Raw genomic sequence first — 25,104 nt, forward strand, 5'->3', positions numbered from 1 at the left:
CTATGCGATGGGACGCGATTCGAGCCACGGATGGCGGGCCAGGCGTTCAGCCTCGAAAGAGCGGATCAAGTCGGCTTTCTGCAAGGTCAGGCCGATATCGTCCAGGCCATTCAGCAAGCAGTGCTTGCGAAAGGGCTCGATATCGAAAGCCAGCTCGCGATCATCCTGGGTAATGACAACCTGCCTGGCCAGATCGATGCGCAGCTTGTAGCCCGCGAACGCCTTGACCTCGTCGAACAGGCGCGCCACCTGCAATTCGGGCAGGACGATGGGCAACAGACCATTCTTGAAGCTGTTGTTGAAGAAAATATCGGCGTAGGACGGCGCGATAATGGCCCGGAAGCCGTATTGCGTCAGCGCCCAGGGCGCATGCTCGCGGCTGGAGCCGCAGCCGAAGTTCTTGCGCGCCAGCAAAATCGAGGCCCCTTCGTAACGGGGCTGATTCAGCACAAAATCAGGGTTGAGCGGACGCTTGCTATTGTCCATGCCCGGCTCGCCGTGGTCCAGATAGCGCAACTCGTCGAACAGATTGGGGCCGAAACCCGTGCGCTTGATGGATTTGAGGAACTGCTTCGGAATGATCAGGTCGGTATCGACATTTTCACGGTCCAGCGGTGCGACCAGGCCATGATGGGTGGTAAAGGCTTGCATGATGGCTTCCTATCGAAAATTTCGTATATCAACAAAGTGGCCGGCAATGGCGGCGGCGGCGGCCATGGCCGGGCTGACCAGATGCGTGCGCCCGCCCTGGCCCTGGCGGCCTTCGAAGTTGCGGTTCGAGGTCGACGCGCAGCGTTCGCCCGGTTCAAGGCGATCGGCATTCATGGCCAGGCACATGGAACAACCCGGCTCGCGCCACTCGAAGCCGGCAGCCAGAAAGATCTTGTCCAGGCCTTCTTGCTCGGCCTGCTCTTTGACCAGGCCGGAGCCCGGCACGATCATGGCCTGCTTGACCGACGAGGCCACCCGTTTGCCCCGGGCGACGGCCGCCGCGGCACGCAAGTCTTCAATCCGCGCATTGGTACAGGAGCCGATGAATATGCGGTCCACCTTGATGTCGGTCAGCGGCGTGTTGGGCTTCAGGCCCATGTATTCAAGCGCGCGCTCCATGCCGTTGCGCCGCACATCGTCTTTTTCCTTGTCGGGGTCGGGTACGCGCGCATCCACGGGCAGCACCATTTCCGGCGACGTGCCCCACGAAACCTGCGGGGTGATCTCGCGCGCGTCCAGCTCGATGACGCGGTCGAACACGGCGCCTTCGTCGGAATGCAGCGTACGCCAGTATTGCACCGCCTGATCCCACAAGGCGCCGGTGGGCGCATAAGGACGGCCGCGGAAATAGTCGATGGTTTTCTGGTCGACCGCCACCATGCCGGAACGGGCGCCGGCTTCGATGGCCATATTACAGACCGTCATCCGGCCTTCGACCGACAGCGACCGCATGGTGCTGCCGCCGAATTCGATGGCATAGCCCGTACCGCCCGCGGTGCCGATCTTGCCGATGACGTACAAGACCAGATCCTTGGCGGTGCAGCCAAAAGGCAGCTCGCCCTCGATCTTGATGAGCATGTTCTTGTTTTTCTTCATCAGCAGCGTCTGTGTGGCCAGGACGTGCTCGACCTCGGAGGTGCCGATACCGAATGCCAGCGTGCCGACCGCGCCGTGCGTACTGGTGTGGGAATCGCCGCAAACCACCGTCATCCCCGGCAACGTGGCGCCCTGCTCGGGCCCGATGATGTGCACGATCCCTTGGCGCCGGTCATTCATGCGGAATTCGGTAATGCCGTATTTTTCGCAGTTGTCGTCCAGGGTGTCGACCTGCAGCCGTGAAATAGGATCATGGATGCCCTCGTTGCGGGCCGTGGTGGGTACGTTGTGATCGGCAACGGCCAGGTTGGCGCTGATGCGCCACGGCTTGCGATCGGCCAGCCGCAAGCCTTCGAAGGCCTGCGGACTGGTGACTTCATGCACCAGGTGGCGGTCGATATACAGCAGACAGGTGCCGTCCGTCTCTTGGTGCACAACGTGCGCGTTCCAAAGTTTGTCGTACAAGGTTTGTGCCATGACAGTGCTCTTTGAGAAATTGAACAGGAAAACTATGCGCTTATTATGCCAGTGCTCAAACCTGGTACAAGACAAGTTTTTATACTGGTATCAATAGTGACAGCCAGCGCCCACAAACAGCGCGGGCTGAATCGCCAGGATCAGCGATTCAGCCCGATATCAGCGGTCTGCCAACACCGCTTTTTTATTTGCCGCCCGCCTTCTGGTACAAGGGCATGACCTTGTTCGCCGCCTCGGTCAGGTCGGAAGACCGGCTGGCGGCGGACGGGTGGGTCGACAGGAATTCAGGCGGCGCGCTGCCGGCGCTGAGCGCCCCCATTTTTTGCCACAGCGTGACCGCCGCGCGCGGATCGTAGCCGGCCCGCGCGGCCAGCTCGACGCCAATGCGGTCGGCCTCGGTCTCGTGTGTCCGGCTATTGGGCAGCGTAAACATCACCTTGCTCAAGGCCCCGCCCAGATCGGCCGTGGCGCCAATGCCGGTCACCGCCGACAAGACCGACAAGCCCATATCGGTGACCATCTGCTGCGATACCTGCTCGCGTGCGTGTTCGCGCAGGGCATGCGCCATCTCGTGGCCGATGACGGCCGCCAGTTCGGCATCCGTGGGCTTGATCTTGTCGATCAGGCCGGTATAGACGGCGATCTTCCCGCCCGGCATGCACCATGCGTTGACCTCGTCCGAACTGAGCACATGCACATCCCAGTTCCAATTGGCGGCATCGGGACGGAAGGCGCCGACCTGCTTGATCAGCCGCTGGGAAATAGCCTGGACGCGCTTGGTCTGCGCGGCATTCCTGTCGAGCGCGCCCTGGGCCTTGGCCTGCGCAAGCAGGGTAGTGTATTGCTGGTTGGCCTCTTGCTGCAAGGCCGCTTCGGACACCATCCCGGACATATATTGCTTGCGATCGACGCCAACAGTGCCTGAATCCGTGGTCTGCACGGCTGCGCAACCGCCCAGTGTCACAGCCGCCGCGATCAGGCCGGCGGCAAACACCCTGCGGGTCATTGATTGATTTTTTTTCACAGTACTGATGCTCCTTTTCTGGCAGGTTGATGTCTTATCCGCACTGGGCCCGATGGCGCAGCGCGTGGTCCATCAGCACAATGGCAAGCAAGGCCTCGACAATAGGCGTGGCACGTATGCCCACGCAGGGATCGTGCCGCCCCAGCGTCTGAACTTGCACCGGTTCGCCGGCCCGATTGATCGACTTGCGCTCGATGCGTATGCTGGACGTCGGCTTGATGGCCAGGGATACGGTAATGGCTTGCCCGGACGAAATGCCGCCCAGCACCCCGCCCGCGTGATTCGTCAGGAAGCCCTCGGGCGTGATTTCGTCGCCATGCTCTGAGCCGCGCTGGGCAATGCAGTCGAAACCGGCGCCTATGGACACGCCCTTCACGGCATTCAAACCCATCATCGCATGCGCAATATCGGCGTCCAGGCGATCGTACAGGGGCTCGCCCCAGCCTGCCGGCATCCCCTCGGCCACCACTTCGATGCGCGCGCCGATGGAATCGCCATCGCGCCGCAATTGATCCATATAGGCTTCAAGCTCGGGCACGGCCTGCGCATTGGGCGCATAGAAGGGATTGCCCGAGACCTCGTCCCACGACAGAAAGGGAATGGAAATCGGCCCCAACTGGCTCATGTAGCCGCGCACCGTGATCCCGTGCGCCTGGGCAAGCCATTTTTTGGCAATCGCCCCCGCTGCCACCGTCGGCGCCGTCAGGCGCGCCGATGAACGGCCCCCGCCGCGGGGGTCGCGTTCACCGAACTTGCGCCAATACGTGTAGTCGGCATGCCCGGGGCGAAACGTGTCGGCAATATTGCTGTAATCCTTGCTGCGTGCATCGGCATTGCGTATCAGCAAGCCGATGGGCGTACCCGTGGTCACGCCTTCATACACCCCCGACAGAATTTCAACCTGATCCGGCTCCTGGCGCTGCGTCACGTGCCGCGAGGTGCCGGGGCGGCGCCGGTCGAGTTCCAGCTGGATATCGGCCTGGCTCAGCGCAAGACCCGGCGGGCAGCCGTCGACCACAGCCCCGATGGCCGGGCCATGCGATTCCCCGAAATTCGTGACACAGAAGATTTTACCTAGCGTATTGCCTGACATAGTGATGCTTTTTTACCTTAAGCGAAACATCGATTCTATTAAATTATTGTGAACAAGCTGCGCGGACGGATGACGGCCGCTTACGACGAGCAACTGACTTCCAAGCGGCTTGCCCAGTCGGGCGGCGCCGAGGCATAGGCCTCGAAGCCGGGCTGCGCCGTATAGGGGTCGCGCAGCAGCCGAAGCAAGGTACCGATTTCGCCGGCATCGCCCTGGGCGGCCGCCCGGATCGCCCCTTCCGCCAAATGGTTGCGCAATACATAGACCGGATTCGCGCCATTCATTTGCGCAATGCGCTCGCCATCGGCGCGCCCGTCTTGCGCCAGTCGTTCAATGTAGCGGTCCAGCCAGGCATTGGCGGCTTCTTGATCCGCTGTGAAATGAGCCAGAAACGGCGTGCGTTGCTGCGGCGCCGTCGCCAGCGCACGAAAACTCAAGGTGAAATCCGCGCGCTGCGTATGCAGCAGTCGCCACCAGTCGTCCAGCAGATTGTCGTCGCCGTCTTCCCAGCGCATCAGGCCCAGCTTGTTGCGCAGATTGCCGCGATAGGCCTGCAGAAAGACCGATTCAAACTGCTCCAGCTCGCTTTTCAATGCATCGGCCGCGATGCCCAGGCCCAGCAAGGCGCTGGCCAGGCGGTACAGGTTCCAGTTGGCAACGGACGGCTGCGCATTCCAGGCGTAGCGCCCCTGCGTATCGCTGTGATTGCAAATATGATTGACCTGGAAGGCGTCCATAAAGCCGTAAGGACCATAGTCTATGGTCAGGCCCAGAATCGACATATTGTCGGTATTCATGACCCCATGGCAAAACCCCGCTGTCTGCCAATCGGCCACCAGCCTGGCGGTCCGGCCGACCACCGCCCTAAGGAAACGCAAGACGACATCTTGTTCGGCGGCGGCTTCACCGCCGGCGGCATCGCGGCATTCCGGATAAAAGCGGTCCACCACATAATTGAGCAAGGCACGCAGATGCTCGGGTGAACCCGACCAGTGCTCAAAAGAGCCAAAGCGTACAAAGCTGGGCGACACCCGGGTGACGATGGCGGCGGTCTCGACCGTTTCCCGATACACCGGATCGTCGGACACCACCAGCGCCAACGCCCGTGTCGTCGGTATGCCCAGCCCCGCCATGGCCTCGCCGGCCAGGTATTCGCGCACCGACGAGCGCAGCACCGCCCGCCCGTCGCCCATGCGCGAATAAGGCGTCCGCCCCGAGCCCTTCAATTGCAGTTCCCAAGGCCCCGCGGGCCCGGCGACCTCGCCCAGCAAATGCGCCCTGCCATCCCCCAACTGCCCGGCCCAGACACCGAACTGATGGCCGCTATAGACGGCGGCCAGTGTTTCGCCGCCGGGCAAGGCGGCAGCGCCCGAAAACACATCCAGAAAATCGGGGTCCTGCAATGCCTGGGGCGACAAGCCCAGCAAGGCGGCCACCTCCGGATTGGCGTGCAGCAGCCTGGGCTGATTCAGGGGCTGCGGCGCCAGGCGGGTATAGAACGCCGGCGGCAGGCCGGCAAATGAGTTCGCTACCTTCAGATCCCGGATAGCATCAATCATCAGGACACCTTGCCCTCGCGCTGGGCCGCACGCTGCTTGGCGGCGCGTTTGGCTGGCTTCAGATAAAAAATGGCGCACAGGTAGAACACCAGTGAAAAGAGGATTTCCAGCCCCCCCATCCACGCGGACAGGGGCGAAGGGTCGGACCACGCCCTGACCACCCCTTCCATGAAGTAAAGCAGAATCAGCATGGCAGCCCATTGCAAGGTGTAAAGCTGCCCTTTCAGCACACCGCGCAAGGGCAGCAGCAAAGGCAGTGCCTTCAATGCAAGCAGGGATCCGCCTGGCCGCAAAGGCGCTATTTTCAGCTCCCAGAGCAGGCATAAAACAATCAATGCGATCAGCGATATCGAGGCGCCATGGCGCAACACAGGGTTCAATTGCGTAGTCATGCTGGTATTATGACTCGAAAGAGGCCTGCGCTGCCTGAACATTGCCCCGGAACGAAAAGGTTTTTTATCGTCGCCATGCATCCCGAGAACGACAGCCCCGCATCCACATCGCCTGACGCCGCGCCATCACAGGCGTCCAGCAAGAAAACGCCCCGCGCCTTGCCGCGTTCCAAAGCATCCGACGGTCCGCTGCGCAGCGCATCCAACATGCGCAAGATCACGCGCTTCGCGCTGCGGCGGGCCGCCGAAAAGAAACTGACGCAGGTCGCTTCCAGCCTGACCTTCACCACGGTACTGAGCATTGTGCCGCTGCTGGCCGTGGTGCTGGCCTTGTTCACCGCCTTTCCCCTGTTCGCCGAGTTCCGGGTTGCGCTGGAAAACTTCCTGACCACCAGCCTGATGCCGCCGTCGGTCTCCGACAACGTCATGCTTTACCTGAACCAGTTCGCCGCAAAAGCCTCGGGCTTGACCGCGGTGGGCAGTTTGTTTCTTATTGTGACGTCGGTCATGCTGATTATGACCATCGACGAGGCCTTCAACAACATCTGGCAGGTCGAACGGCAACGGCCGCTACAGCAACGCATGCTGGTCTATTGGGCGATCATCTCGCTGGGGCCGATACTGACCGGCGCCAGCCTGTGGGCCACATCCATGCTCGCGCGCGAATCGCTCGGCCATGTCGACGAACTGCCCACCATCATCGGCTTTGCGCTGTCCCTTATTCCGCTACTGGCCACCGGGCTGGGGTTCACCGCGCTGTTCGTATTCGTTCCCAACCGCCGCGTTTTGTGGAAAGACGCGCTGGCGGGCGGCTTCGGCACCGCCATCGTGCTGGAAATCATGCGCGTGGGCTTCGCGTATTACCTGACCCGCTTCCCGTCCTACACCGTCATCTACGGCGCTTTCGCCACGCTGCCCATCTTCCTGCTCTGGATCTACCTGTCGTGGCTGGTCATACTACTGGGCGCCACGGTGGCCGCCACCCTGCCCGACCTGCGGCTGCGGCGCTGGGCCATGCAGCGCTATCCGGGCGGAAAACTCGTCCATGCCATACGCATTCTGCACACACTGTGGCAGGCCCAGGACAGCCTGCCGCGCGGGCGCAGCATGCGCTTTCTGTGCGCCCACCTGCAACTGCACCAGGATGACGTGGCCAACGTACTGTCTGCATTGAAAGACCTGGGTTATGTGGTGGACACCGAAGGGGACGACGCCGACCAATGGGTGCTGTCCTTCGATCAGCGCGAAGCCACCCTGGGCCCGCTGATCGATGCCCTGCTGCTGGACCGCGGTCAGCCGGGCCTGGACGACGAACATTTACTTCTTGAAGCCATTTCTGTGTCTTTGACACAGCCAGACATACGGCTGGCAACGCTTTTCGAACAAGAAGGGGCACTACCCGAAAGCCCCCGGATGGTGCAAAATAAGCTTACCGTGTCGCACGGGGACACACAGGAGAACAACGATGCTCAAAGTCAGTGAAATTCTACGCGTGAAAGGGCACACGCTATATACCGCCACACCTGACACGTCGATTCTGCAGGCCCTTGAAACCATGAGCGAGCAGGACATCGGTTCGCTGGTCATCATGGATCATGGCGAACTGGCCGGCATGCTGACCTTTCGCGAGATCATCCGCCACCTGCACGACAACCAGGGCAACACCGGGGCCAACACCGTGCGCAGCGTCATGGACGATGCGCCCGTCAGCGTATCGCCCAACACCAGTTTCGAAGAAGTGCAGCGCCTGATGCTCGAAAAGCACGCCCGCTACATGCCCGTCATGGACGGCCCGACGCTGATGGGCGTGATTTCCTTCTACGATATGGCGCAGGCCATCGTGGCGGCGCAGCAGTTCGAAAACAATATGCTCAAGGCCTATATCCGCGACTGGCCGGGCGATTCCGAAGTCGCCAGCGCTCAGTAGGCGCCATCGCTGGTGCGCAGCACCAGGTCCGACCAGGCCTTTTCCAGCAAACGGGCATCGTTCTGATTCAATAAGGCCGGGTCCGACAAGGTGCGCCGCCAATGGCGCGCACCCGCCCGTCCGCTCATCCACCCCAGCATGCTGCGCACGGCGATGCGCAAAGGCACCCCTTTTTCCACCTCCCGGCCGGCATAGGCCTGCATGGCCTGGACCACCTGCGCGGGTTCGGGCTGCGGGGCGTCGGGCGCCAGCGCCCGGCTGATCTCCGACAATATGCCGGGGTGATGCCAGGCAGCCCTGCCCAGCATCACGCCATCGAACTGCTGCATCAGGCCCAGCGCCTGGCCGGTTTCGGCAATGCCGCCGTTCAGCACAAATACGCTGTCGGGGAAATCCGCCTTGAGCCGGGCCGCCGCTTCGTAGCGCAAGGGCGGTATTTCGCGATTGTCCTTGGGCGACAGCCCTTTCAGGACGGCATTGCGCGCATGCACAATGAACACGCGGCAGCCTGTGTCGTGAAGCTTGCCCACGAAATCGCGCACGAAACCGTAAGTATCGTCATAGTCCAGGCCCAGCCTGTGCTTGACCGTGACGGGTATGGATACCGCGTCCTGCATGGCCTTGATGCAATCGGCCACCAGATCGGGCTCGGCCATCAGGCAGGCGCCAAACGCCCCGCGCTGCACCCGCTCCGACGGACATCCGCAGTTAAGATTGATTTCGTTATAGCCCCATTGCTGGCCCAGGCGCGCCGATTCAGCCAGCGCTTCGGGCTCGCTGCCGCCCAGTTGCAGGGCGACCGGCTCTTCGGCCGGGTCGAAATCCAGGTGCCTGGCCACATTGCCGTGCAGCAGCGCGCCCGTGGTGATCATTTCGGTATACAGGCGAGCCTGGGGCGCCAGCAAACGATGAAAATACCGGCAATGCCTGTCGGTCACATCGATCATGGGCGCGACGCACAGGCGCCAATCGCCGCGGCTTTCCGGGCTGTTCTGCATGGGGTGTGAATCTGCTTTCGTCATCGCGGCTAAAGTGTAGCTGAACTTAGGTGTAGCTGAACTTAGCCGGACCCGGCATCCGGCGTCCAGCCGTCGCGCAAGCACCACAAACGCAAAGCCATATGGATGTCCAGGGCGCGACCCGCCTTGCGCCACGGGCCCAGCATGGCGTCGATCGACTCCAGGCGCTGCCGAAAAGTATTGATATGGATCGCCATCGCGCTGGCGGCAAGGCGGGCGTTATAGCTGTTGTCCAGGTAGGCCAGCAGCGTCCTGGCCAGTTCGACCCTGCGAGCATCCCGGGGATCAAAAAGCCCTTCCAGGCTGGTGCGCAGAAAGCCGTCCAGATGCGGCCCCGGCGCGCCCGCCAGCAGCGGCGAGTACAGCAGCAGATCGCGCACATGAAGCATCGCCCTGTCCCGGCCCAGCGCAGCCATCAGGTCCAGGCACCGCGTGCCGGCCTGAAAGGCCTCTGGCAGGCTGGCAGGGTCGCCCACCGGCTCGGACACCACGCCCCAGAAATGCCCGTTGAACTCGCTGAAGAAGCGCAGCAGCGTCGACTGCAGGCCGGCGGCCGGGTCCTGACTGGACAGGACCAGCAAGGACTCGCCGACCTCGTCGATCAGGACGCCCGGCGCCTTCAGCCTGAGGCGCAGTTGCTTGACCAGATGGCCGGCCCCCAGGTCCCGATGACGCAGTTGAGTCAGATAGACGGGCTGCGCCAGGTCAAGCCCCAATGCCGATGCCTGCAGCGCCAGCTTTGCCAGCATGCCTTGCGGCCGGTGAACCAGCCCGCGTACAACAATGGGGATATCGGAAAGCATAGAGGACTCCCTTCTTTCCTTGAGCAGCAAGACAACGCCGGTCACCGTGGCGCTGCGCTCGACAATGCGCACGGCCACGTCATTCAGTTCGGTCCGGGTGTGGATGATCAGGCCGCCGAGCAGGCCATTGCCGCCCACCACCGCACAAACACGGCATACATGCGAAGGCAGTGAAAACGCGACGACGGAGCGCCCTTGCCGGCGGCTTTCATCCAGGGTCACATGCAAGGTGTCGTCGAGCCAGTCGACCGTGGCGGCCGATCTGTCCGCCAGCAAAGGAAAGGCCTGCGCCCCGCCCCCAGAGTGGCAGATCGTCCTTTCGGTTTCATCGCACACGGCCACATAACCGCCCAGGCGGTCGGATACCATCAGGCAGATATCGCGCAGCTCCCCGCCCCGGGCGACCAGGGTCGTCAGTTGTTCGTGCGCCTCGGCCGCGGCGCGGGTGTCGTGGGTCTGGCGCGTCAACAAGGCGTTGGCCGCACTGGCCTGCTGCAAGGCAAGCTCGGCCTGTTCAAACAAACGGGCATTGCCGATCGCCACCGAGGCATGGGCCGCCAGCGTCGACAGGATGGACATTTCCCAGGCGATGTAGGAACGGACATAGCGGTCCCCCACGAACAGCACGCCAATGACTTGCCCGCCGGCCAGCAGCGGCACACCCAGTATCGACTTGATGTTCTCGTCGAGCACGGCCGAATCCACCGACCCGGTGTGCAGGAAACGTTCATCCAGGCCATAGTCGGACGAAGCGTAAGGCGTACGATTGCGCGCCACAAACCCGCAAATACCGACCTCTCGCCCAATACGGATCTGCCGGAATTTTTCCGAGAAAGCGCCGGCGGTAGCCCGCACGTAGAAATCGCCCCGCTGCTCGTCGTAGATCGACAGATAACCGACGTCGCACCCCACGAGCTTGCGGGCGCGCTGCACGATGGCCTGCAAAACCTGGTCCAGATCGGTAATGGCCGTCAGGTCCTGGGCAGTTTCGATCAGGGCAAGCAGGCCGCGTTCGCGCAGTTGATGCTGCTCGAACCGTTCTTTCAGGGCGATCCCCATTTCCAGGCTGCCCACCAGGCGCGCCCGCGCGGCTGCGGACGGCATCGCCCGGACCTGGTCGAGCAGGCCCGCCAAGGCCTGGCGCTCTGCATCCTGGCTCAACAGGCGCAGGACCGCCTCCAGGGTCTCGGCGCAGAGCGCATCCGCCTGATGGCCGGTGCTGAGATCTTCCATGGACGCAACCTAATCAAATAAACATTTATTGTCGTTTTTTATGTGTGTTTTTCACATAGGAATTAACACTGACACTCCCTATACTTCCCCGGACTCTCTTTCCACCTACTTGATGCACACCACCATGACCACAGATTCGCGCCTACCGAAATTCCGATCCCTGGCCCCGGCCGAACGGCTGCAACACCTTGCCCAGAAACGGGCATTGACACCCGACGAACTGCGCCTGCTGGCCCAGCCCGGGGCCCTGCCCCTGGAAACCGCCGACGGCATGATAGAGAACGTGGTGGGAAAATTCGAACTGCCCTACGCCATCGCCGGTTATTTCCAGATCAACGGCAAGGATGTGCTGATTCCCATGGCGGTTGAAGAGCCGTCGGTGGTGGCGGCCGCGTCCTTCATGGCCAAGCTAGTACGCGATAACGGCGGGTTCCGCACCTCCAGCTCGGGGCCCATCATGCGCGCCCAGGTGCAGATCGTGAACGTCAGCGACCCCTACGGCGCCCGGCATGCCATTTTGCAGCAACGCCAGGAAATCATCGACATCGCCAACAGCCGCGACCAGGTGCTGGCCCGGCTCGGCGGCGGATGCAAAGACATCGAAGTGCATGTGTTTCCCGATACGGCGCGCGGCGCCATGGTCGTGGCCCACCTGATCGTGGACGTGCGCGACGCCATGGGCGCCAACACGGTCAACACCATGGCCGAAGCCGTGGCCGGCCGCATGGAGCAGATCACGGGGGGCCGGGTGCGGCTGCGCATCCTGTCCAACCTGGCCGACCTGCGCCTGGCCCGCGCGCATCTGCGCCTGACGCCCGCCACCCTGCAAACCAGCGAATACGACGGCCAGGACGTCATCGACGGCATTGTGGATGCCTATGAATTCGCAGCGGTGGACCCTTACCGGGCCGCCACGCACAACAAAGGCATCATGAACGGAATCGACCCCATCATCGTCGCCACGGGCAATGACTGGCGGGCCGTCGAAGCCGGCGCCCATGCCTTCGCCTGCCGCCACGGCCGCTACACCTCGCTGAGCACCTGGGAAGTGGCCGGCAACGGCGACCTGGTCGGAACGCTGGAAATGCCCATGCCGGTCGGCCTGGTGGGCGGCGCAACCAAGACCCATCCCCTGGCGCAGCTTTCCCTGAAAATCCTGGATGTCGCCAGCGCCCAGGAACTGGCCGAAATCGCCGTGGCCGTGGGCCTGGCACAGAACCTGGCCGCCCTGCGCGCGCTGTCCACCGAAGGCATACAGCGCGGGCACATGGCTTTGCACGCCCGCAATATTGCCCTGGTCGCCGGCGCAAAGGGCGACGACATTGCCTGGCTGGCCCAAAAGCTGGTCGACGCCAAGGACGTGCGGGCCGATCTGGCCGCGCAGTTCTTGCAGGAACGCGCGGACGGCAAGGCGCAATAAGCAAAGAACCGGGCGGCAAGCGGGCCGCCCGACCACCCCTTACTCGAAACAGGCGGCCGCTACGTTCACTCGCGACGATGCATACGCCCACATAACAGGAGACACGCAATGAAAACGCTATTCAAGCACACCCCCCTGCTGGCACTGATGCTGGCGGGACTGGCCGCCGGCGCGCAGGCGCAAGGCAGCGCCGATACCGTGCGCATCGGCTTCATCACCGACATGTCGGGGCCCTACGCCGACACGGACGGCTCGGGCGGCCTGGAGGCCATCCGCATGGCCGTGCAGGATGCCGGCGGCGCCGTGCTGGGCAAGAAGATCGACATCCTGTCGGCCGACCACCAGAACAAGCCCGAGATTGCCGCTGCCCGCGCGCGGGAATGGATAGACCAGCAAGGCATGACGCTGCTGATCGGCGGCGTGAACTCGGCAGCCGGCCTGGCCATGAACACCATCGTCGCCGAGAAGCGGATTCCCTACATCAATATCGGCGCCGCAACGGCGCGCCTGACCAACGAAGACTGCACGCCCTATACCATCCACTATGAATACGACACCGTCGCCCTGGCCAAAGGCACAGGCTCGGCCGTAGTGAAACAAGGCGGGAAATCGTGGTACTTCCTGGTGGCCGACTATGCTTTCGGCCATTCGCTCGAAGCCGACACCGGCGCGGTCGTCAAGGCCAATGGCGGCACCATCACCGGCTCGGTCAGGCATCCGCCGACCTCGCCCGACATGTCCTCGTACATCCTGCAGGCGGCAGCGTCCAACGCCCAGGTCCTGGGCCTGGCCAATGCGGGCTCGGACACCATCAACGCCATCAAGGCGGCCAATGACTTCGGGCTGGTCGACAAGATGAAGCTGGTCGGCCTGTTGATGACGATCAACGATATACACGGGCTGGGCCTGCCCGTCGCGCAAAAGCTGCTGATGACCGACAGCTGGTACTGGGACAAGGACGACGCCTCCCGCGAATTCTCGGCGCGCTTCTACAAGAAGATGGGCAAGATGCCCAGCACCCACCAGGTGGCCGCCTACTCCGCCGCCACGACCTACTTGAAAGCGGTCCAGGCCGTCGGCACCACCGACTCGGACAAAGTCATGGCCGAGCTCAAGAACATGAAAATCGACGATGTCTACACCAAGGGATACATACGCGCCGACGGACGCTATATCCACGACATGTACCTGATGCAGGTCAAGACGCCGGAAGAATCCACCAAGCCCTGGGACTATATGAAAACAGTGGCCACCATCCCGGGCGAAGAAGCCTTCACCAGCGTGCAGGACTCCAAGTGCAGCCTGCTCAAGCCATAGACCTCGCTGCAAACAGGCCCGGACACGAGCAGCGTCCGGGCCGATGGACTAAAATCAATCGCCCGACTTACGGGCTTTTTATTTATCCACGCTTTATACAAGCAGAGTTTGCAGCCTATGGCCGTTTTTACCCCCGTCAGCGAAAGCGACGCGCAAGAGCTCCTGACCCGCTACACCCTGGGCGAACTCGTGTCGCTGCGCGGCATTACCGCCGGCATTGAAAACACCAATTATTTTCTAAGCACGACGCACGGCGAATTCGTCCTGACCCTGTTCGAGGTACTGACCCATGAACAGCTGCCGTTCTATATCGAGCTGATGCATCACCTGGCCACGCGCGAGATTCCGGTGCCCAAGCCCCAGACCTTGCGCGACGGCACCCGCCTGACCACGCTGCACGGCAAGCCCTGCGCCATCGTCACCCGCCTGTCGGGCGGCTACGAACCCGATCCCGGCGCCGCCCACTGCGCCCTGGCGGGACAGACCCTGGCCAGGGCGCATCTGGCCGCCCGCGACTTCGCCATCGTCCAGCCCAATCTGCGCGGGCTGCCATGGTGGCAGGAAACCATGCCTAAAGTGCTGCCCTTCCTGTCCGCCTCGCAATCCGCGCTGATCACCGCTGTACTTCAGGAGCAGTCCCGTTTTGCCGCCACCGACACCTACGGGGCGCTGCCCTCGGGTCCGGCCCATTGCGACCTGTTCCGCGACAACGTGCTGTTTGACGGTACTTTCGAGATGCCGCGCATGGGCGGTTTCATCGACTACTATTTCGCCGGCTGCGACACATGGCTGTTTGACGTGGCCGTGAGCGTCAACGACTGGTGCATAGAACGCCATACCGGCGCCTTCCAGGACGACAAGCTGCAGGCCTGGCTGAACGCCTACGCCGGCGTCCGGCCCTTCACCGAAGAAGAAAAGCGCGCCTGGCCCATGCTGCTGCAGGCGGCGGCCCTGCGTTTCTGGATTTCGCGGCTGTACGACTTTTACCTGCCCAGGCCGGCCCAGACGCTCAAGCCGCACGACCCGCGCCATTTCGAACGCATTCTGCGGGAGCGCCGCAACACCCCCGCACTCCCCCTTTAGGAAGCAAGACTCACCATGCAAGCTGCCACTCTTCCCATCACGTCCGGCTGGCTCTGGATACAAGATGGCTTCCGGCTTTTCAAACGTCAGCCCATGGCGATGTTTTTCTGGAGCCTGATGACGGGCTTCCTGATCACGGTCAGCTACCTGATCCCGCTGTTCGGGCAGATGCTGCTGATCGCCTGCACACCCATGCTGACCTTTGTGACGCTGTCGGCCTGCCGCAATATCGCATCCGGAAAACCTATGCTGCTACCCATGTGGCTGGAGCCGCTGCGCGATAGGGAAACCCGCCGGCGGCTGCTGGCGCTGGGCCTGGCCTACCTGGTTTTCTGCCTGGTGGGCGGGTTTATTGCAACGCTGCCCTTTCTGGACAGCCTGATGAGCGCCATCAACGTCAACGGCGCCATCGACGAGGTGGCGCTGGTCACCGCCATGCGCGGCCCCTTCATTACCTTCGGCCTGCTGTACGTGCTAATTTCCGCCTTGTTCTGGCATGCGCCGGCGCTGATAGGCTGGCACCGGATCAAAATGTCGCAGGCACTGTTCTTTTCCATGGTGGCCTGCTGGCGCAACAAACTGCCCTTCCTGGCCTACGGCGCCAGTTGGGCGGCCATCTTCTTCGCCATCCAGATGGCCGGCTCATTCGTCGTCGCCCTGGGCATTTCCCCCGGCGCGGTGCAAGTGCTGCTGACACCCGTCAATATTATCGTGGCCGCCGTGCTGTATTGCAGCTTCTACCCGGCCTACTACAGTGTTTTCGGGGTCAACTACGCGGCGGAAAACTAAATCAGGGCGGGCCAGGCAATAACCGGCGGGCAGCTCTATCACCGCCACTGCCTTGCGGCAATATGCCACCCGCCAGGGCCGCAGACTATGCCGTAGCCCGATGACCCGATGGCCCGCGTCAAGAAACACCACATCGATGGCGTAAGACAGGCCGACAGTATGGATGGCATTGCAGGGCGCTATGTACAGGCCGGTATGCCAGGGCAAGCCGGCGTAGGCATGCAGGCCGCGCAAACGTGCCCAGAAGCCAGTGGCCCTGTACAGCCTTAAACGGCTTGCGTCACAGTCAAACGGCTTCATGCTGTTTACAAATCGGCCGCCAGCAGCTTGACCACGATTGGAAAACCGATGATCAGAAAGGTGCAGGGAAAGATGCAGAACACCATGGGAAACAGCATTTTCACTGGCGCCTCGAGCGCCAGTTTCTCGGCTCGCAAGAAACGTTCAGCCCGCCGCTGCTCCGATTGCGAACGCAGCAACGGGCCTAGGCTCATGCCCAGTTGATCAGCCTGCCCCATCGCCGCGACGAGACTGTGCACAACCGCCAGGCCAGTGCGATCAGCCAGTGCGTTCAAGGCTTGCAGACGCGACATGCCTGTGCGCATATCCGCCAAGGCATGCTCGATCTCGGTCCGTAAAGGGCCTTCAGGACCATGCCTTGCGGCCTGCTGCAAGGCGCCCTGCAAATTCAGGCCGGCCTCGACGCACAAGGTGGTCATATCAAGCAGAAACGGAAGCTCGCGCAGCATGCGAGCCTGACGCTCGCGGCCCAGATCGCGCAGCCAGTGCTGCGGCCACCACATGCCAGCCAGGCCCGTCGCCGCGGCAAGCCACATCAATGGAATGGCGCCCGATGCATCAAGCACGCTTAGGGCAAACACGGTTGCAACCGCCAGGACCAAGCAGCACAAGGCCTGCATGGCCACGATGTGCTCAGGCGCGCACTGGCGGCTGATCCCGGCCCGTTGCAGGCGCTGGCTCACGATATGCCGCATGCGCCAGGGGATGAAAGGCTGGCAGACCGGGGTCAAAGCAAGCACCCAAGGCCAGGCCAGACGCAAAAGCAATCGCCCGGGACCATGTCCGGCAAGATTTTTCTGTTGTACGACGGGGCGGGTGAATACCCTGACCAGCAAGTACAGCGACAGCCCCGTGGCCATGCAACTGATCCAGAAGAACATAAGCGGCCCTATACCTGAATGTTGACAATGCGGCGTATGAGCATGATGCCGGCGGCTTCCATCATGATGATGATCGCCAGCACCGACCAGCCTGCGGGCGTTTCCCACAACGCCTTCATGGATTCGGGATCCAGACGATGCAGCACCACAGCCAGCGCCAGGGGCAGGCAGGCCATGATCCAGGCTTGCAGCCGTCCCTGAGAGGTCAGGGCCTGCACGCGTCCCAACAGATGCAGACGGGCGCGCAGGGTAACAGCGATCTTTTCCAGGGTTTCGGCCAGGCTGCCGCCCGTCTGCGCAGCAATGCTCAACGATGAAACCACCAGGCTGGTGCCCTCCGCAGGCATGCGGCGGTAAAGGTTCGCCAGGGCCTGATCGAACGGCACCCCCATGCGTTGCTCGCGCAAGAGCAGTCCGAACTCCTGCGCCAGCGGTGCCGGCGATTGCGACACGATCTGCCGCAACGCGGCCTGTATGCCGGCGCCCGCCCGCAAGGCGCCGGACAAGGCTTGCAGCAGATCGGGCAACTGCTCGTCGAAGCGCTGCAGGCGCTTTTGCCTGAGCTTTTTTAAACCATATTGCGGCGCGAACAATGCCATGGCGCCGGACAGCGCGGCAACAAGGCCCAGCCCCGTCAGGACATAAACCAGCGCCATCGCCGCGGCGCATAGGGTCAGGTTGGCGACCCAGAGTTGCGCCGGGTCCAGAAACAGGAAAAATTCATTCAAGCGTTCGCTGGCTTCCTTCTTGAAAGCCAGCTGGTAACGCTTGTAAGCCTTGCCCGCCATGCGTTGAAAGAACCAACTGCCCACGCCGGCAATCACAGCGATACACAATAAAAAAAGAATCACCATCATGGCCTCCGGCAAGCGGTTGAACACGGCGCGTGGGTCAGAAGCGGCGCCAAGCCGCCGTGGCGGTCAATTCAGTCCTTTGATCAAACAGCGCAAGCGGCAGCAAGGCGGCCCCTTCCTCGTCAATGAAGCATTCGGGCATCACCCCGCAACCCTGAAAAGCCGGCGTTGGCGCGCGCACATACCGGAAGAGTTCCTGGGTTTGTATCCGGCCGCTCTCCATGCCGGTCACCTCGACAATAGAGGTCATCAGGCGGCGGCCATCGTTCAGGCGTGCCTGCTGCACGACAAAATGGATGCTGGCGGCGATATGCTCGCGCACAGCGGCCAAAGGCAAGTCCATGCCCGCCATCAAGATCATGGTTTCCAACCGCGACAAGGCATCGCGCGGGCTATTGGCGTGCAAGGTGGTCAATGAGCCCTCGTGCCCGGTATTCATGGCCGCCAGCATGTCGAACGCTTCGCTTCCGCGGCACTCGCCCACGACAATGCGGTCGGGCCGCATACGCAGTGCATTGCGGACAAGATCGCGTATGGCGATCTGGCCGCGCCCCTCGAGATTGGCGGGCCGCGATTCCAGGGCGACCAGATGCGGATGGTCCAGCCTGAGCTCTGCGGCATCCTCTATCGTCACGATACGCTCGCCCTGCGGAATGCAATTGGACAAGACGTTCAGCAGCGTCGTCTTGCCCGAGCCGGTGCCACCGGACACAATGATGTTTTTCTTGCTGCGCACACATTCCGCCAGGAAGCCGTGCATGGACGCATCCAGAGCGCCGACCCGCAGCAGGTCATCCATGTCCGGCCGGCGCTGCGGGAACTTGCGTATGGTCAGACTGGCACCGCGCAGAGCCACCGGCGCCAGCACGGCATTGACGCGCGAACCATCGCGCAGGCGCGCATCGACCATGGGTGAACTTTCATCGATGCGCCGCCCCAGCGGCGAAACAATGCGGTCAATGACACCCAGCACCGCCTGCTCGCTGCTGAACGCCGTGGGGTGCTGCCTGATTTTCCCTTCCACTTCGACAAATATTTCATCGTGGCGGTTGACCATGATTTCAGTCACCGACTGATCGGCCAGCAAAGGCTCCAGCGGCCCCAGCCCGACAGCTTCGTTCACGACGTCCAGCAGCAATGCCTGCCGGTCGACCGAGGCAGGCAATTCAGTATCGAGAGCGATGATTTCACCCAGCGCGGCAGCCGCTTCGCTGCGCAAAGCGTCATCGCTCATGCTGGCGACATCGCGGCGGCGCAGATCAAGGGCGTCAAGCAAGGCGGCGTGCAGGCGGCGGCGCTGCGGCAGCATGGCATCGAAAACAGTATCCGTTGGCACTAAGATAATGTCCTGGGTATTTTGCTTGGCCGGCACCGTTTCCGTGGGCGGGAAGGCCTGCCGGAGCGCTGCAGCCGCCACGACCTTGTCCAGCGGGGCGGCATGGCGGCCGCCGTCCTCTTCCTCTGAAACCGCCTTACCTTCCAAAATCGCCCCGCCTTCTGGAACTGTCTTATCGTCTATTTTGCGCAGATGGATCAGGCAAGGCCCGATCACCAGTTCGTCGCCCGCCAGTAAGGGACCATACTGGGCGACACGTTGGCCGTTGACCAACGTGCCGCTGAGCGCGCCGAAATCGTCAAGAAACAGGCCTGCCGGGCGTCTTTCAATACGTGCATGGCGCTTGGCCACCCGCCAGGCCTTCAAGCGCAGACCGCAATCCTGACCGCGGCCGATCTCCAGCGGCAGGCGGTAACTGCCCGACTGTACCGTGCCGTCTTCAAAACGCAAGTCCACATACAGCATTGCCCTACTCCGTAAACTGATGTTGATTGGCCCGTGATCGGCCCCTATCCGACGGGGGATCCGACAGCGCGCCATCCTGCCATTGGGAACCCGCCCCGCTCCATGGATCCCAGGCCGGATGGGCGTTGGCCGGCAACGCCTCGGGCAAAGAACCCACGGGGGTATTGATCAAAGGCGCTTGTGAAAAAGCGGTATCGACGATTTCTGCGCCCCGCTGGACGCGCCGTGCCAAATCCGGATGATCCGCCGTCACGAGAACCGGGGTCACAAAGATGGCAAGCTCAGTGTCCTGACGCTGAAAGCGGCTGGACCTGAAAAGCTGCCCCAGGACGGGGATTTCGCCCAGGCCCGGCACCTTGTCGACATGCTGCGATGCCTCACGCGACAGGAAGCCGGCCAGGACCAGTGTCTGCCCCGAGCGCACATTGAATTCCGTTGCGGCCCGGCGGGTTTTTAAAGAAGGACCATTAGGCGCCGAGAAAGCGCTATCCACCGAACTGACCTCGACCTCGATACGGGATCGCACCGCGCCATTACGCTCGATTTGAGGGGTAATCCGCAGCGACACCCCATAGGGCTTGAAGACGGTATTCGTGTTGCCATTGGCATCGACCGTTGAATAAGGGACTTCACCCCCCGCCAGAAACTCAGCGGTCGCCCCGCTGCGGGCCAACAGCTGGGGCTGAGCCAATACCACCGCCGATCCGGCCTGCGCCATGGCATTGATCCGCGCAGACAGCAGCGCATTCACGCCGAAGTATCCCGCTGCGGCGGTTGCCGGAAAATCCACCGGCATCACGGTATCGCCCGGTCGCCCCGCCAGCCTTTTGCTGCCGGCCTCCCAGGCCAGGCCGGCATGGAGCCCCCCTTCTGATACCGTGCCCCAGCGCAAGCCGAACTCTTGCAGTTTTACGCGCGGCACCTCGACGACCTGGACATCCAGCAGGACCATGCGGTCCCAGCCGACCTGACCGGTGAAGTCCAGCAACTGGGGATAACGCTTGGCCAGTTCGGCCACTCTTTCGCGGTCGCTATCCGACAGGTCATCCCCTTCGACCACCAGCTTGTCGCCCACCGTCGACAACCTGGCATGAGGAATGCGCTCAAGGACGCTGCGCAGTTCCTGCTGCGTCTGGCGCAGGCCCTCTGGCGCCACATCGATCAGATATCGCCGGCGCTGGCCGTCGGCGGACCAGACCTGCAGCGCCGTAGAGCCTTCGTGGCGGGCGAACACAATGACCTCTTTTTCGTCGGTCGTTACGGCGTTGACCACGTGGCCATCGCCCACCGCGACACGCGCCACATCAGGTACCGCCAGGACCTTGACCTCGCCGACCTGCAGCTTGAGCAGGGTTTCCCTGGCCGCGGCTGCGTTTGGCGGAAGCGCCAGCCAGGCCATCATCAGAGCGAAGAGGAAAGCATTGCGGCTCATGATCCATCGCCGTCCTGATCCAGTGGTGTGTCGGCGCCCATCGTGTCTGGTGCATCGTGGCCGGATAATGCCTGGCGCGGCTGATGCTGCATGGATGACTGTATCCAGGCACTGACCAGCTCCTGCGCCTGCGGCAGATTGAAGAGCCCGCTGGACTGGGGCGGCCCTGCGGGCGCGGATCTCAAGCGGGACACACCGCGCACCGACTGGTTCCCATAGATCACCTGGGCTTTCCTGCTTGGGGCTGGCGGCGCCTTGTTCACGCCAAGCAGACTGGCAAGATCACCCCGGACGGCCTTCTGCGTCGGGGCACTGTCATGCGACGGCCTCAGTACCGCCGTAATGGCTCCTCCTTGCCTGGCGGCCACCAGCTTGACCGCGTCTTCCGGAGATGCGTCCAGCGTGACCGTGGCATAGGCGCCCTTGCGCGCCTGACCCTGATCGTGGACAAACTGCGTGCTGGCATCGGTGGCCAGCACCAGCACACCTTGCAACAAGGGCGCTGTGATATGGCGCCGCTGATATTCAAACGATACATACAGATCGATCAGGTCGCCCGGCTGCAGAAGGCCCGATACTGAGTTGATGGCATCCACGGGCATGGTAATGGCACGCCTGCCCAGTGAAAGATGGCTGGAAAATGCCGTATGGTCCTGCGCCGTTGCGTGAACTTGCAGCACCGCATCGCCGCCGCGCAGCGGGGCGCGCAATACCGTGCCGGCAAGTTCCGACAAGCGTCCCGCAGGCAGGCTGTCGCTCGACACCATGGCGGCGGGGAACTGGCGCAAGGCAAGGTGCTCGGGCCCCAGACGGGTACCTGCCGGCAAGTCGTATGCGGCAACAATTCTTTCTACAGTGGGAACACGTGCCTGATCTTCCAGCAGCTGGACACGATTGTTGATATGTTGTCTGGCCGACCATGCCGCCCCCAGCCCGGCCAGGCCGGCAAGCAGCAACATGGCTGCTGATCGACTCAATGCAGGCAAACGCATACGCCCCCCTTGTCTGTCATTCTGTGTAATGAAGATACAGCGATGTTCCGGCGGCCCCTTGCAGGGGATACACGATCAGTCGTGCTTGCCCCAGGCGCCAAGTACTGCTGCCGCGAACGCCGGCCGGACCGGGCTCGGCCGCCCACCCCATGCTTAACAACTGCTCGTGCATATGAGCGGCGAGCGCTTGCACCGTCATCGGCACGCTGTAAATCTGCTGCACGACTTGCTTGCCCCCTTCGCCGCTTCGGTAGTCGAACTGCCGCTGGGCCTGATGCGGCAGCCAGGAAAATGACGGTTCATGCCCGAGCGTGCCGGCGGCATCAGGCCCGGCGACATACAAGGCCGACACATACCCCGTGGCCCCCGGCTGGGCGGCGTCGATTTCCGCCAGCCAGTGCCAGTCTGCCTGCAGGCCGGAGAGCACCACTTTGTCGTTGATGTTGAGCACGCGCTGGAACAGGCCGGAATGCTCAGCCAGCGCTTGCGCCGCCTGCAGCAGCGGATCGGGAGAATCAAAGCCTTTTATATAAACGGGCACGCCCGACATATTGATTGCCCGCTGAGGCTGCCAGGTAAACCCGGGAACGCTCAGCGCGGCGAGCCGGTCCGGCACAGAGAGCGCAGCCTGAACAGCCGGACTGACGCAGACCAGCAACGCCGCGGCCCACCGTCTGGCCAGACTGGCCTGCTTCCTTGCATGGCTTGGTCTATGCATTGCGGCTATGTATGGCGCGTGCTTCCTCATTGTGCCCCCTTTTGCACGGCATCGAGCCGGCTGGCGGGGATATCACCCGCCCAAGGACCCAGCCAGTCCAGCACGGGGCGATCACGGCGCCAGGGTGCATCGACCAGCCCCATCACGTTGTCTATTTTCCGCCCCAGCGCATAAGCAGTGTTGGCGCTGTCATGCCAGGCCAGCGGCGACTGGGCCAGGATGTGTTGAACCTGCGCATCCTCCGCGGCATGCCCCGCTCCGGCGAGGATGGCCGTATGTCTGTGCAGGACGGGATAAATATCGAAGTCGTTCAAGCCCGAAGCGAAGGCGGCGCCGGCAGGCCGGGAACCCTGCGGCTGCGGTGCTACCCGCAGCCTGGCCGTGACGATACCGCCATCCTGCACACGCCAACTGCGCCGCAACGATTCCGCGCTGGCATCATCGCCACCCGGCTGGGCACTTTGTTGAAGCATTGCGTGCCGGTCTAGACGCAGCTGTATGCTGTCCGGGCTTTCCCCCAGCATCCGCGCGCCGCGGCGATCAGACCACTGATGCGACGGTCCGGAAAAGTACTGCTGGCGAATGCGTTCAGCCGGATCGTCCGCCGGATTCCGGGTCAGCGAAAAGGCGGCCTGGCGGCTGGCATGCTGGGCCGACAATGCCATATCTTGCAGGTGCCCCAGCCACGCGCCCGCCACCCATAGAGACGCCAGTACCACCAGCACCAGCAGGCCTTCGAGCACCGCCTGGCCGCCCTGCCCCAGCAGCAGCGTACCCGCAGCACGATAGCAAGGAATACGATCGTTAGCTAAACGCAGCGGCTTCACGGCTGCCCCCCGGCGGGCTGAGCTGCACGGGCAGGATCGGCCAGCCGCGCCTGCCAATAGGGATGAAATAGATTGTCTTGTTCCCGGCGCCCATCGCTACGGGCTTCTGGCCGGCTGAAAAAGGTTTCAGCGGCACTGCGGGCGGTGACAGTCAGGCCGTCCGGGCCGGGTTGGCGTAGCCTTACCGCAAACCCAAGAGGCCGGCCGTATTGCCCCGCAGGCACATCGAAATAAGTAGGCAGCCCACCCCCTTGCCAGCGCCGGCGCGACGACACGGCCCGCGAGTTGGCAAGTGGATTGGCGCTGTCGGATGTGATGTCCCAGTCGGTGGCTTCTTTGACCCAGCGCCAGAAATCCTGGGCGGCAAAATCGGCAGGCGGATCATCCACATGAGGTTGGCCGATCGTTTGCGTCAGGGCGCTGGGAATCCAGCCCCACCCCATGGCATATTCGCGGTAGTAGCAACCAATCCAGCGATTGGAGCGCAGAGCATGAAACGATTGCGTATCGATCGATTGCCAACGGCCCTGCGCATCCAGTTCGGTGGTGCCGCGGCGCCGCAGTTGATGCCGTAGGCCCGGGCAGCGCCCGTCGACCACCCAATTGTTCGATGCCGTTGTGTTGCGTGGCCCCAGAAAACCATAATGCCGCGTCACGGCCTGCACCAGGCTGCGCAACTCGCCCTGGCCGGAATGACGCTGTACGTAGCCAGGCCAGTTGTCGTCATCCACCTGCAGGTCGAAGCCGCCGGGGCCAGCCGCATGCTTGGGATAGTTGCGGGCCAGTACCGCCTGCATGGCCTGCCGGCGCGCTTCGGGCAAACCCGACACAATGACATCTTGCACAGTGTTGAGCACATTTCGCACAACATCATCATGCCCGCCGTAGGCCCGTGCCAGCTCTGCCTGCGGCATGGACAGGCCGCCGAAGCCCGACGCCTTGCCGGCCGCCCGGTAAGCGGCCCCATGCTCAGGCCCGAACAGCATGGCAATCAGGTGTGCCGGCGGATTGCCCGCCGCCCATTGACCGGCCTGCGCACCGCCCAGCGAGGCCCATGACCCCAGGGTAACCAGGTGCGCCATGGCAAGCTGATGTCCGACGTGCGCCCGATTGATATACGCAAGCATGTTCAGGGCCCGCGCCTGAATCAGGGCGCCGCTGTACGCGGCGGCATCCAGAGCGTGCAATTGCCTGGCCTTGGCCCCGATCACCTGACCCACCGCAAAGTAGCGGATCAGGACGACCATGGCCGCGCCCGCCAGCAACATGCCCAGCACCAGCGCCTGGCCTTGCTGCGCCGCGGGCGCGCAGGCCCGGACCCGCGCAGTCATTGGCCTGCTCCGGCATTGGCGGTAAACGATTTAAGTGTTTTGGCGGCCGCCTGCGCCGCAGCGGCCTCGGCCGCCGTCTGCGCGATACGCGATTGCTCTGACCCGTCTTCGCCAGCCAGTTCCTTGGCCATGGCGGCGGTTTGCGAACGCACTACCTGCCCAAACAATTGATACACTGCAATGGCGGCCACGGCAACCAGTGCGACGATGATGATGTATTCGGTCATGCCTTGCCCGCTTTGGGC

23 protein-coding genes and 1 pseudogene are annotated in these 25,104 nt (G+C 62.8%); 6 read left to right on the forward strand and 18 right to left on the reverse strand.

Annotated features, from left to right (window positions below; translation table 11 throughout):
• The 6 genes from leuD to RE432_RS15185 form a co-directional block, all read right to left on the reverse strand.
• Window positions 1-651: a 3-isopropylmalate dehydratase small subunit gene (leuD, locus tag RE432_RS15160; RefSeq protein WP_310934336.1), complete on the reverse strand. Its 651-nt coding sequence runs from the start codon at window positions 649-651 to the stop codon at window positions 1-3.
• 9 nt (window positions 652-660) lie between these two features.
• The gene (gene leuC, locus RE432_RS15165; protein ID WP_310934338.1) at window positions 661-2,064 is read right to left on the reverse strand and encodes a 3-isopropylmalate dehydratase large subunit; all 1,404 of its coding nucleotides are present in this window, start codon (window positions 2,062-2,064) and stop codon (window positions 661-663) included.
• Between the two features lie 184 nt (window positions 2,065-2,248).
• Window positions 2,249-3,070, reverse strand: coding sequence for a M48 family metallopeptidase (locus tag RE432_RS15170; protein ID WP_310935192.1), 822 nt, complete (start codon window positions 3,068-3,070; stop codon window positions 2,249-2,251).
• A 52-nt stretch (window positions 3,071-3,122) separates the two neighbouring features.
• The gene (aroC, locus tag RE432_RS15175; RefSeq protein ID WP_310934339.1) at window positions 3,123-4,181 is read right to left on the reverse strand and encodes a chorismate synthase; all 1,059 of its coding nucleotides are present in this window, start codon (window positions 4,179-4,181) and stop codon (window positions 3,123-3,125) included.
• Window positions 4,182-4,261: 80 nt separating this feature from the next.
• Window positions 4,262-5,740 (reverse strand): protein adenylyltransferase SelO family protein, encoded by a 1,479-nt coding sequence (locus tag RE432_RS15180; RefSeq protein ID WP_310934340.1) that lies wholly within the window; start codon window positions 5,738-5,740, stop codon window positions 4,262-4,264.
• Complete coding sequence (locus RE432_RS15185; RefSeq protein WP_310934343.1) at window positions 5,740-6,132, reverse strand: DUF2069 domain-containing protein; 393 nt, start codon at window positions 6,130-6,132, stop codon at window positions 5,740-5,742. Before RE432_RS15185 ends, RE432_RS15180 begins: the two co-directional genes overlap by 1 nt.
• 207 nt (window positions 6,133-6,339) lie before the next feature.
• Here RE432_RS15185 and RE432_RS15190 point away from each other — a divergent pair, with 207 nt between their 5' ends.
• Window positions 6,340-7,614: a YihY family inner membrane protein gene (locus RE432_RS15190; RefSeq protein WP_409079889.1), complete on the forward strand. Its 1,275-nt coding sequence runs from the start codon at window positions 6,340-6,342 to the stop codon at window positions 7,612-7,614.
• Window positions 7,598-8,059, forward strand: a complete 462-nt coding sequence (locus RE432_RS15195; protein WP_310934345.1) for a CBS domain-containing protein — start codon at window positions 7,598-7,600, stop codon at window positions 8,057-8,059. The genes RE432_RS15190 and RE432_RS15195 overlap by 17 nt, the downstream gene beginning before the upstream one ends.
• On the opposite strand, the gene dusA is transcribed toward RE432_RS15195, so the two are convergent.
• Together dusA and RE432_RS15205 are read right to left on the reverse strand one after the other, a co-directional pair.
• The gene (gene dusA / locus RE432_RS15200) at window positions 8,053-9,057 is read right to left on the reverse strand and encodes a tRNA dihydrouridine(20/20a) synthase DusA (protein ID WP_310934347.1); all 1,005 of its coding nucleotides are present in this window, start codon (window positions 9,055-9,057) and stop codon (window positions 8,053-8,055) included. The two genes, RE432_RS15195 and dusA, sit on opposite strands and share 7 nt — an antisense overlap.
• Before the next feature lie 62 nt (window positions 9,058-9,119).
• Window positions 9,120-11,114: a GAF domain-containing protein gene (locus tag RE432_RS15205; RefSeq protein ID WP_310934348.1), complete on the reverse strand. Its 1,995-nt coding sequence runs from the start codon at window positions 11,112-11,114 to the stop codon at window positions 9,120-9,122.
• A gap of 124 nt (window positions 11,115-11,238) precedes the next feature.
• Here RE432_RS15205 and RE432_RS15210 point away from each other — a divergent pair, with 124 nt between their 5' ends.
• The 4 genes from RE432_RS15210 to RE432_RS15225 all read left to right on the forward strand — a co-directional run bounded on the left by RE432_RS15210 (window position 11,239) and on the right by RE432_RS15225 (window position 15,723).
• Window positions 11,239-12,534: a hydroxymethylglutaryl-CoA reductase, degradative gene (locus RE432_RS15210; RefSeq protein ID WP_310934349.1), complete on the forward strand. Its 1,296-nt coding sequence runs from the start codon at window positions 11,239-11,241 to the stop codon at window positions 12,532-12,534.
• Window positions 12,535-12,642: 108 nt separating this feature from the next.
• Complete coding sequence (locus RE432_RS15215; RefSeq protein ID WP_310934350.1) at window positions 12,643-13,851, forward strand: ABC transporter substrate-binding protein; 1,209 nt, start codon at window positions 12,643-12,645, stop codon at window positions 13,849-13,851.
• Between the two features lie 117 nt (window positions 13,852-13,968).
• A complete protein-coding gene (locus tag RE432_RS15220; protein ID WP_310934351.1) occupies window positions 13,969-14,934 on the forward strand; it encodes a homoserine kinase in 966 nt (321 codons plus the stop codon).
• A 15-nt stretch (window positions 14,935-14,949) separates the two neighbouring features.
• On the forward strand, window positions 14,950-15,723 hold the full coding sequence (locus RE432_RS15225) for a BPSS1780 family membrane protein (protein ID WP_310934352.1): 774 nt from the start codon (window positions 14,950-14,952) through the stop codon (window positions 15,721-15,723).
• Between the two features lie 27 nt (window positions 15,724-15,750).
• On the opposite strand, the pseudogene RE432_RS19635 reads toward RE432_RS15225, so the two are convergent.
• The 10 genes and pseudogenes from RE432_RS19635 to RE432_RS15270 all read right to left on the reverse strand — a co-directional run.
• A pseudogene (locus RE432_RS19635) lies at window positions 15,751-16,023 on the reverse strand (DUF192 domain-containing protein); the annotation flags it as partial.
• Window positions 16,024-16,028: 5 nt separating this feature from the next.
• Window positions 16,029-16,904, reverse strand: coding sequence for a type II secretion system F family protein (locus tag RE432_RS15230; RefSeq protein ID WP_310934353.1), 876 nt, complete (start codon window positions 16,902-16,904; stop codon window positions 16,029-16,031).
• Window positions 16,905-16,912: 8 nt separating this feature from the next.
• Window positions 16,913-17,761, reverse strand: coding sequence for a type II secretion system F family protein (locus RE432_RS15235; RefSeq protein ID WP_310934354.1), 849 nt, complete (start codon window positions 17,759-17,761; stop codon window positions 16,913-16,915).
• A 34-nt stretch (window positions 17,762-17,795) separates the two neighbouring features.
• Window positions 17,796-19,559, reverse strand: coding sequence for an ATPase, T2SS/T4P/T4SS family (locus RE432_RS15240; protein WP_310934355.1), 1,764 nt, complete (start codon window positions 19,557-19,559; stop codon window positions 17,796-17,798).
• Window positions 19,560-19,563: 4 nt separating this feature from the next.
• Window positions 19,564-20,991 (reverse strand): pilus assembly protein N-terminal domain-containing protein, encoded by a 1,428-nt coding sequence (locus RE432_RS15245; protein ID WP_310934356.1) that lies wholly within the window; start codon window positions 20,989-20,991, stop codon window positions 19,564-19,566.
• On the reverse strand, window positions 20,988-21,950 hold the full coding sequence (gene cpaB, locus RE432_RS15250) for a Flp pilus assembly protein CpaB (protein WP_310934357.1): 963 nt from the start codon (window positions 21,948-21,950) through the stop codon (window positions 20,988-20,990). Before cpaB ends, RE432_RS15245 begins: the two co-directional genes overlap by 4 nt.
• Window positions 21,951-21,999: 49 nt before the next feature.
• A complete protein-coding gene (locus RE432_RS15255) occupies window positions 22,000-22,701 on the reverse strand; it encodes a hypothetical protein (protein WP_310934358.1) in 702 nt (233 codons plus the stop codon).
• A 26-nt stretch (window positions 22,702-22,727) separates the two neighbouring features.
• Window positions 22,728-23,528 carry a hypothetical protein gene (locus tag RE432_RS15260; RefSeq protein ID WP_310934359.1) on the reverse strand — a complete coding sequence of 267 codons (801 nt, stop codon included), beginning with the start codon at window positions 23,526-23,528 and terminating at the stop codon, window positions 22,728-22,730.
• On the reverse strand, window positions 23,525-24,859 hold the full coding sequence (locus tag RE432_RS15265) for a hypothetical protein (protein ID WP_310934360.1): 1,335 nt from the start codon (window positions 24,857-24,859) through the stop codon (window positions 23,525-23,527). The genes RE432_RS15260 and RE432_RS15265 overlap by 4 nt, the downstream gene beginning before the upstream one ends.
• Entirely contained in the window at window positions 24,856-25,086 is a 231-nt protein-coding gene (locus RE432_RS15270) for a hypothetical protein (RefSeq protein WP_310935193.1), read from the reverse strand. Before RE432_RS15270 ends, RE432_RS15265 begins: the two co-directional genes overlap by 4 nt.
• Window positions 25,087-25,104 lie beyond the last annotated feature (18 nt).

This window comes from Pusillimonas sp. SM2304, assembly GCF_031628915.1.
GTDB lineage: Bacteria > Pseudomonadota > Gammaproteobacteria > Burkholderiales > Burkholderiaceae_B > Pusillimonas_C.

Bases quoted from the DNA above. Each gene is read 5' to 3' on its own strand.
- leuD (WP_310934336.1), bottom strand. From the start codon at position 651: ATGCAAGCCTTTACCACCCATCATGGCCTGGTCGCACCGCTGGACCGT.
- cpaB (WP_310934357.1), bottom strand. From the start codon at position 21,950: ATGTTGCTGCTTGCCGGCCTGGCCGGGCTGGGGGCGGCATGGTCGGCC.
- RE432_RS15170 (WP_310935192.1), bottom strand. From the start codon at position 3,070: ATGACCCGCAGGGTGTTTGCCGCCGGCCTGATCGCGGCGGCTGTGACA.
- RE432_RS15235 (WP_310934354.1), bottom strand. From the start codon at position 17,761: ATGATGGTGATTCTTTTTTTATTGTGTATCGCTGTGATTGCCGGCGTG.
- dusA (WP_310934347.1), bottom strand. From the start codon at position 9,057: ATGCAGAACAGCCCGGAAAGCCGCGGCGATTGGCGCCTGTGCGTCGCG.
- RE432_RS15255 (WP_310934358.1), bottom strand. From the start codon at position 22,701: ATGCATAGACCAAGCCATGCAAGGAAGCAGGCCAGTCTGGCCAGACGG.
- RE432_RS15195 (WP_310934345.1), top strand. From the start codon at position 7,598: ATGCTCAAAGTCAGTGAAATTCTACGCGTGAAAGGGCACACGCTATAT.
- aroC (WP_310934339.1), bottom strand. From the start codon at position 4,181: ATGTCAGGCAATACGCTAGGTAAAATCTTCTGTGTCACGAATTTCGGG.
- leuC (WP_310934338.1), bottom strand. From the start codon at position 2,064: ATGGCACAAACCTTGTACGACAAACTTTGGAACGCGCACGTTGTGCAC.
- RE432_RS15225 (WP_310934352.1), top strand. From the start codon at position 14,950: ATGCAAGCTGCCACTCTTCCCATCACGTCCGGCTGGCTCTGGATACAA.
- RE432_RS15180 (WP_310934340.1), bottom strand. From the start codon at position 5,740: ATGATTGATGCTATCCGGGATCTGAAGGTAGCGAACTCATTTGCCGGC.
- RE432_RS15245 (WP_310934356.1), bottom strand. From the start codon at position 20,991: ATGAGCCGCAATGCTTTCCTCTTCGCTCTGATGATGGCCTGGCTGGCG.
- RE432_RS15270 (WP_310935193.1), bottom strand. From the start codon at position 25,086: ATGACCGAATACATCATCATCGTCGCACTGGTTGCCGTGGCCGCCATT.
- RE432_RS15190 (WP_409079889.1), top strand. From the start codon at position 6,340: ATGCGCAAGATCACGCGCTTCGCGCTGCGGCGGGCCGCCGAAAAGAAA.
- RE432_RS15210 (WP_310934349.1), top strand. From the start codon at position 11,239: ATGACCACAGATTCGCGCCTACCGAAATTCCGATCCCTGGCCCCGGCC.
- RE432_RS15205 (WP_310934348.1), bottom strand. From the start codon at position 11,114: ATGGAAGATCTCAGCACCGGCCATCAGGCGGATGCGCTCTGCGCCGAG.
- RE432_RS15220 (WP_310934351.1), top strand. From the start codon at position 13,969: ATGGCCGTTTTTACCCCCGTCAGCGAAAGCGACGCGCAAGAGCTCCTG.
- RE432_RS15230 (WP_310934353.1), bottom strand. From the start codon at position 16,904: ATGTTCTTCTGGATCAGTTGCATGGCCACGGGGCTGTCGCTGTACTTG.
- RE432_RS15215 (WP_310934350.1), top strand. From the start codon at position 12,643: ATGAAAACGCTATTCAAGCACACCCCCCTGCTGGCACTGATGCTGGCG.
- RE432_RS15265 (WP_310934360.1), bottom strand. From the start codon at position 24,859: ATGACTGCGCGGGTCCGGGCCTGCGCGCCCGCGGCGCAGCAAGGCCAG.
- RE432_RS15240 (WP_310934355.1), bottom strand. From the start codon at position 19,559: ATGCTGTATGTGGACTTGCGTTTTGAAGACGGCACGGTACAGTCGGGC.
- RE432_RS15185 (WP_310934343.1), bottom strand. From the start codon at position 6,132: ATGACTACGCAATTGAACCCTGTGTTGCGCCATGGCGCCTCGATATCG.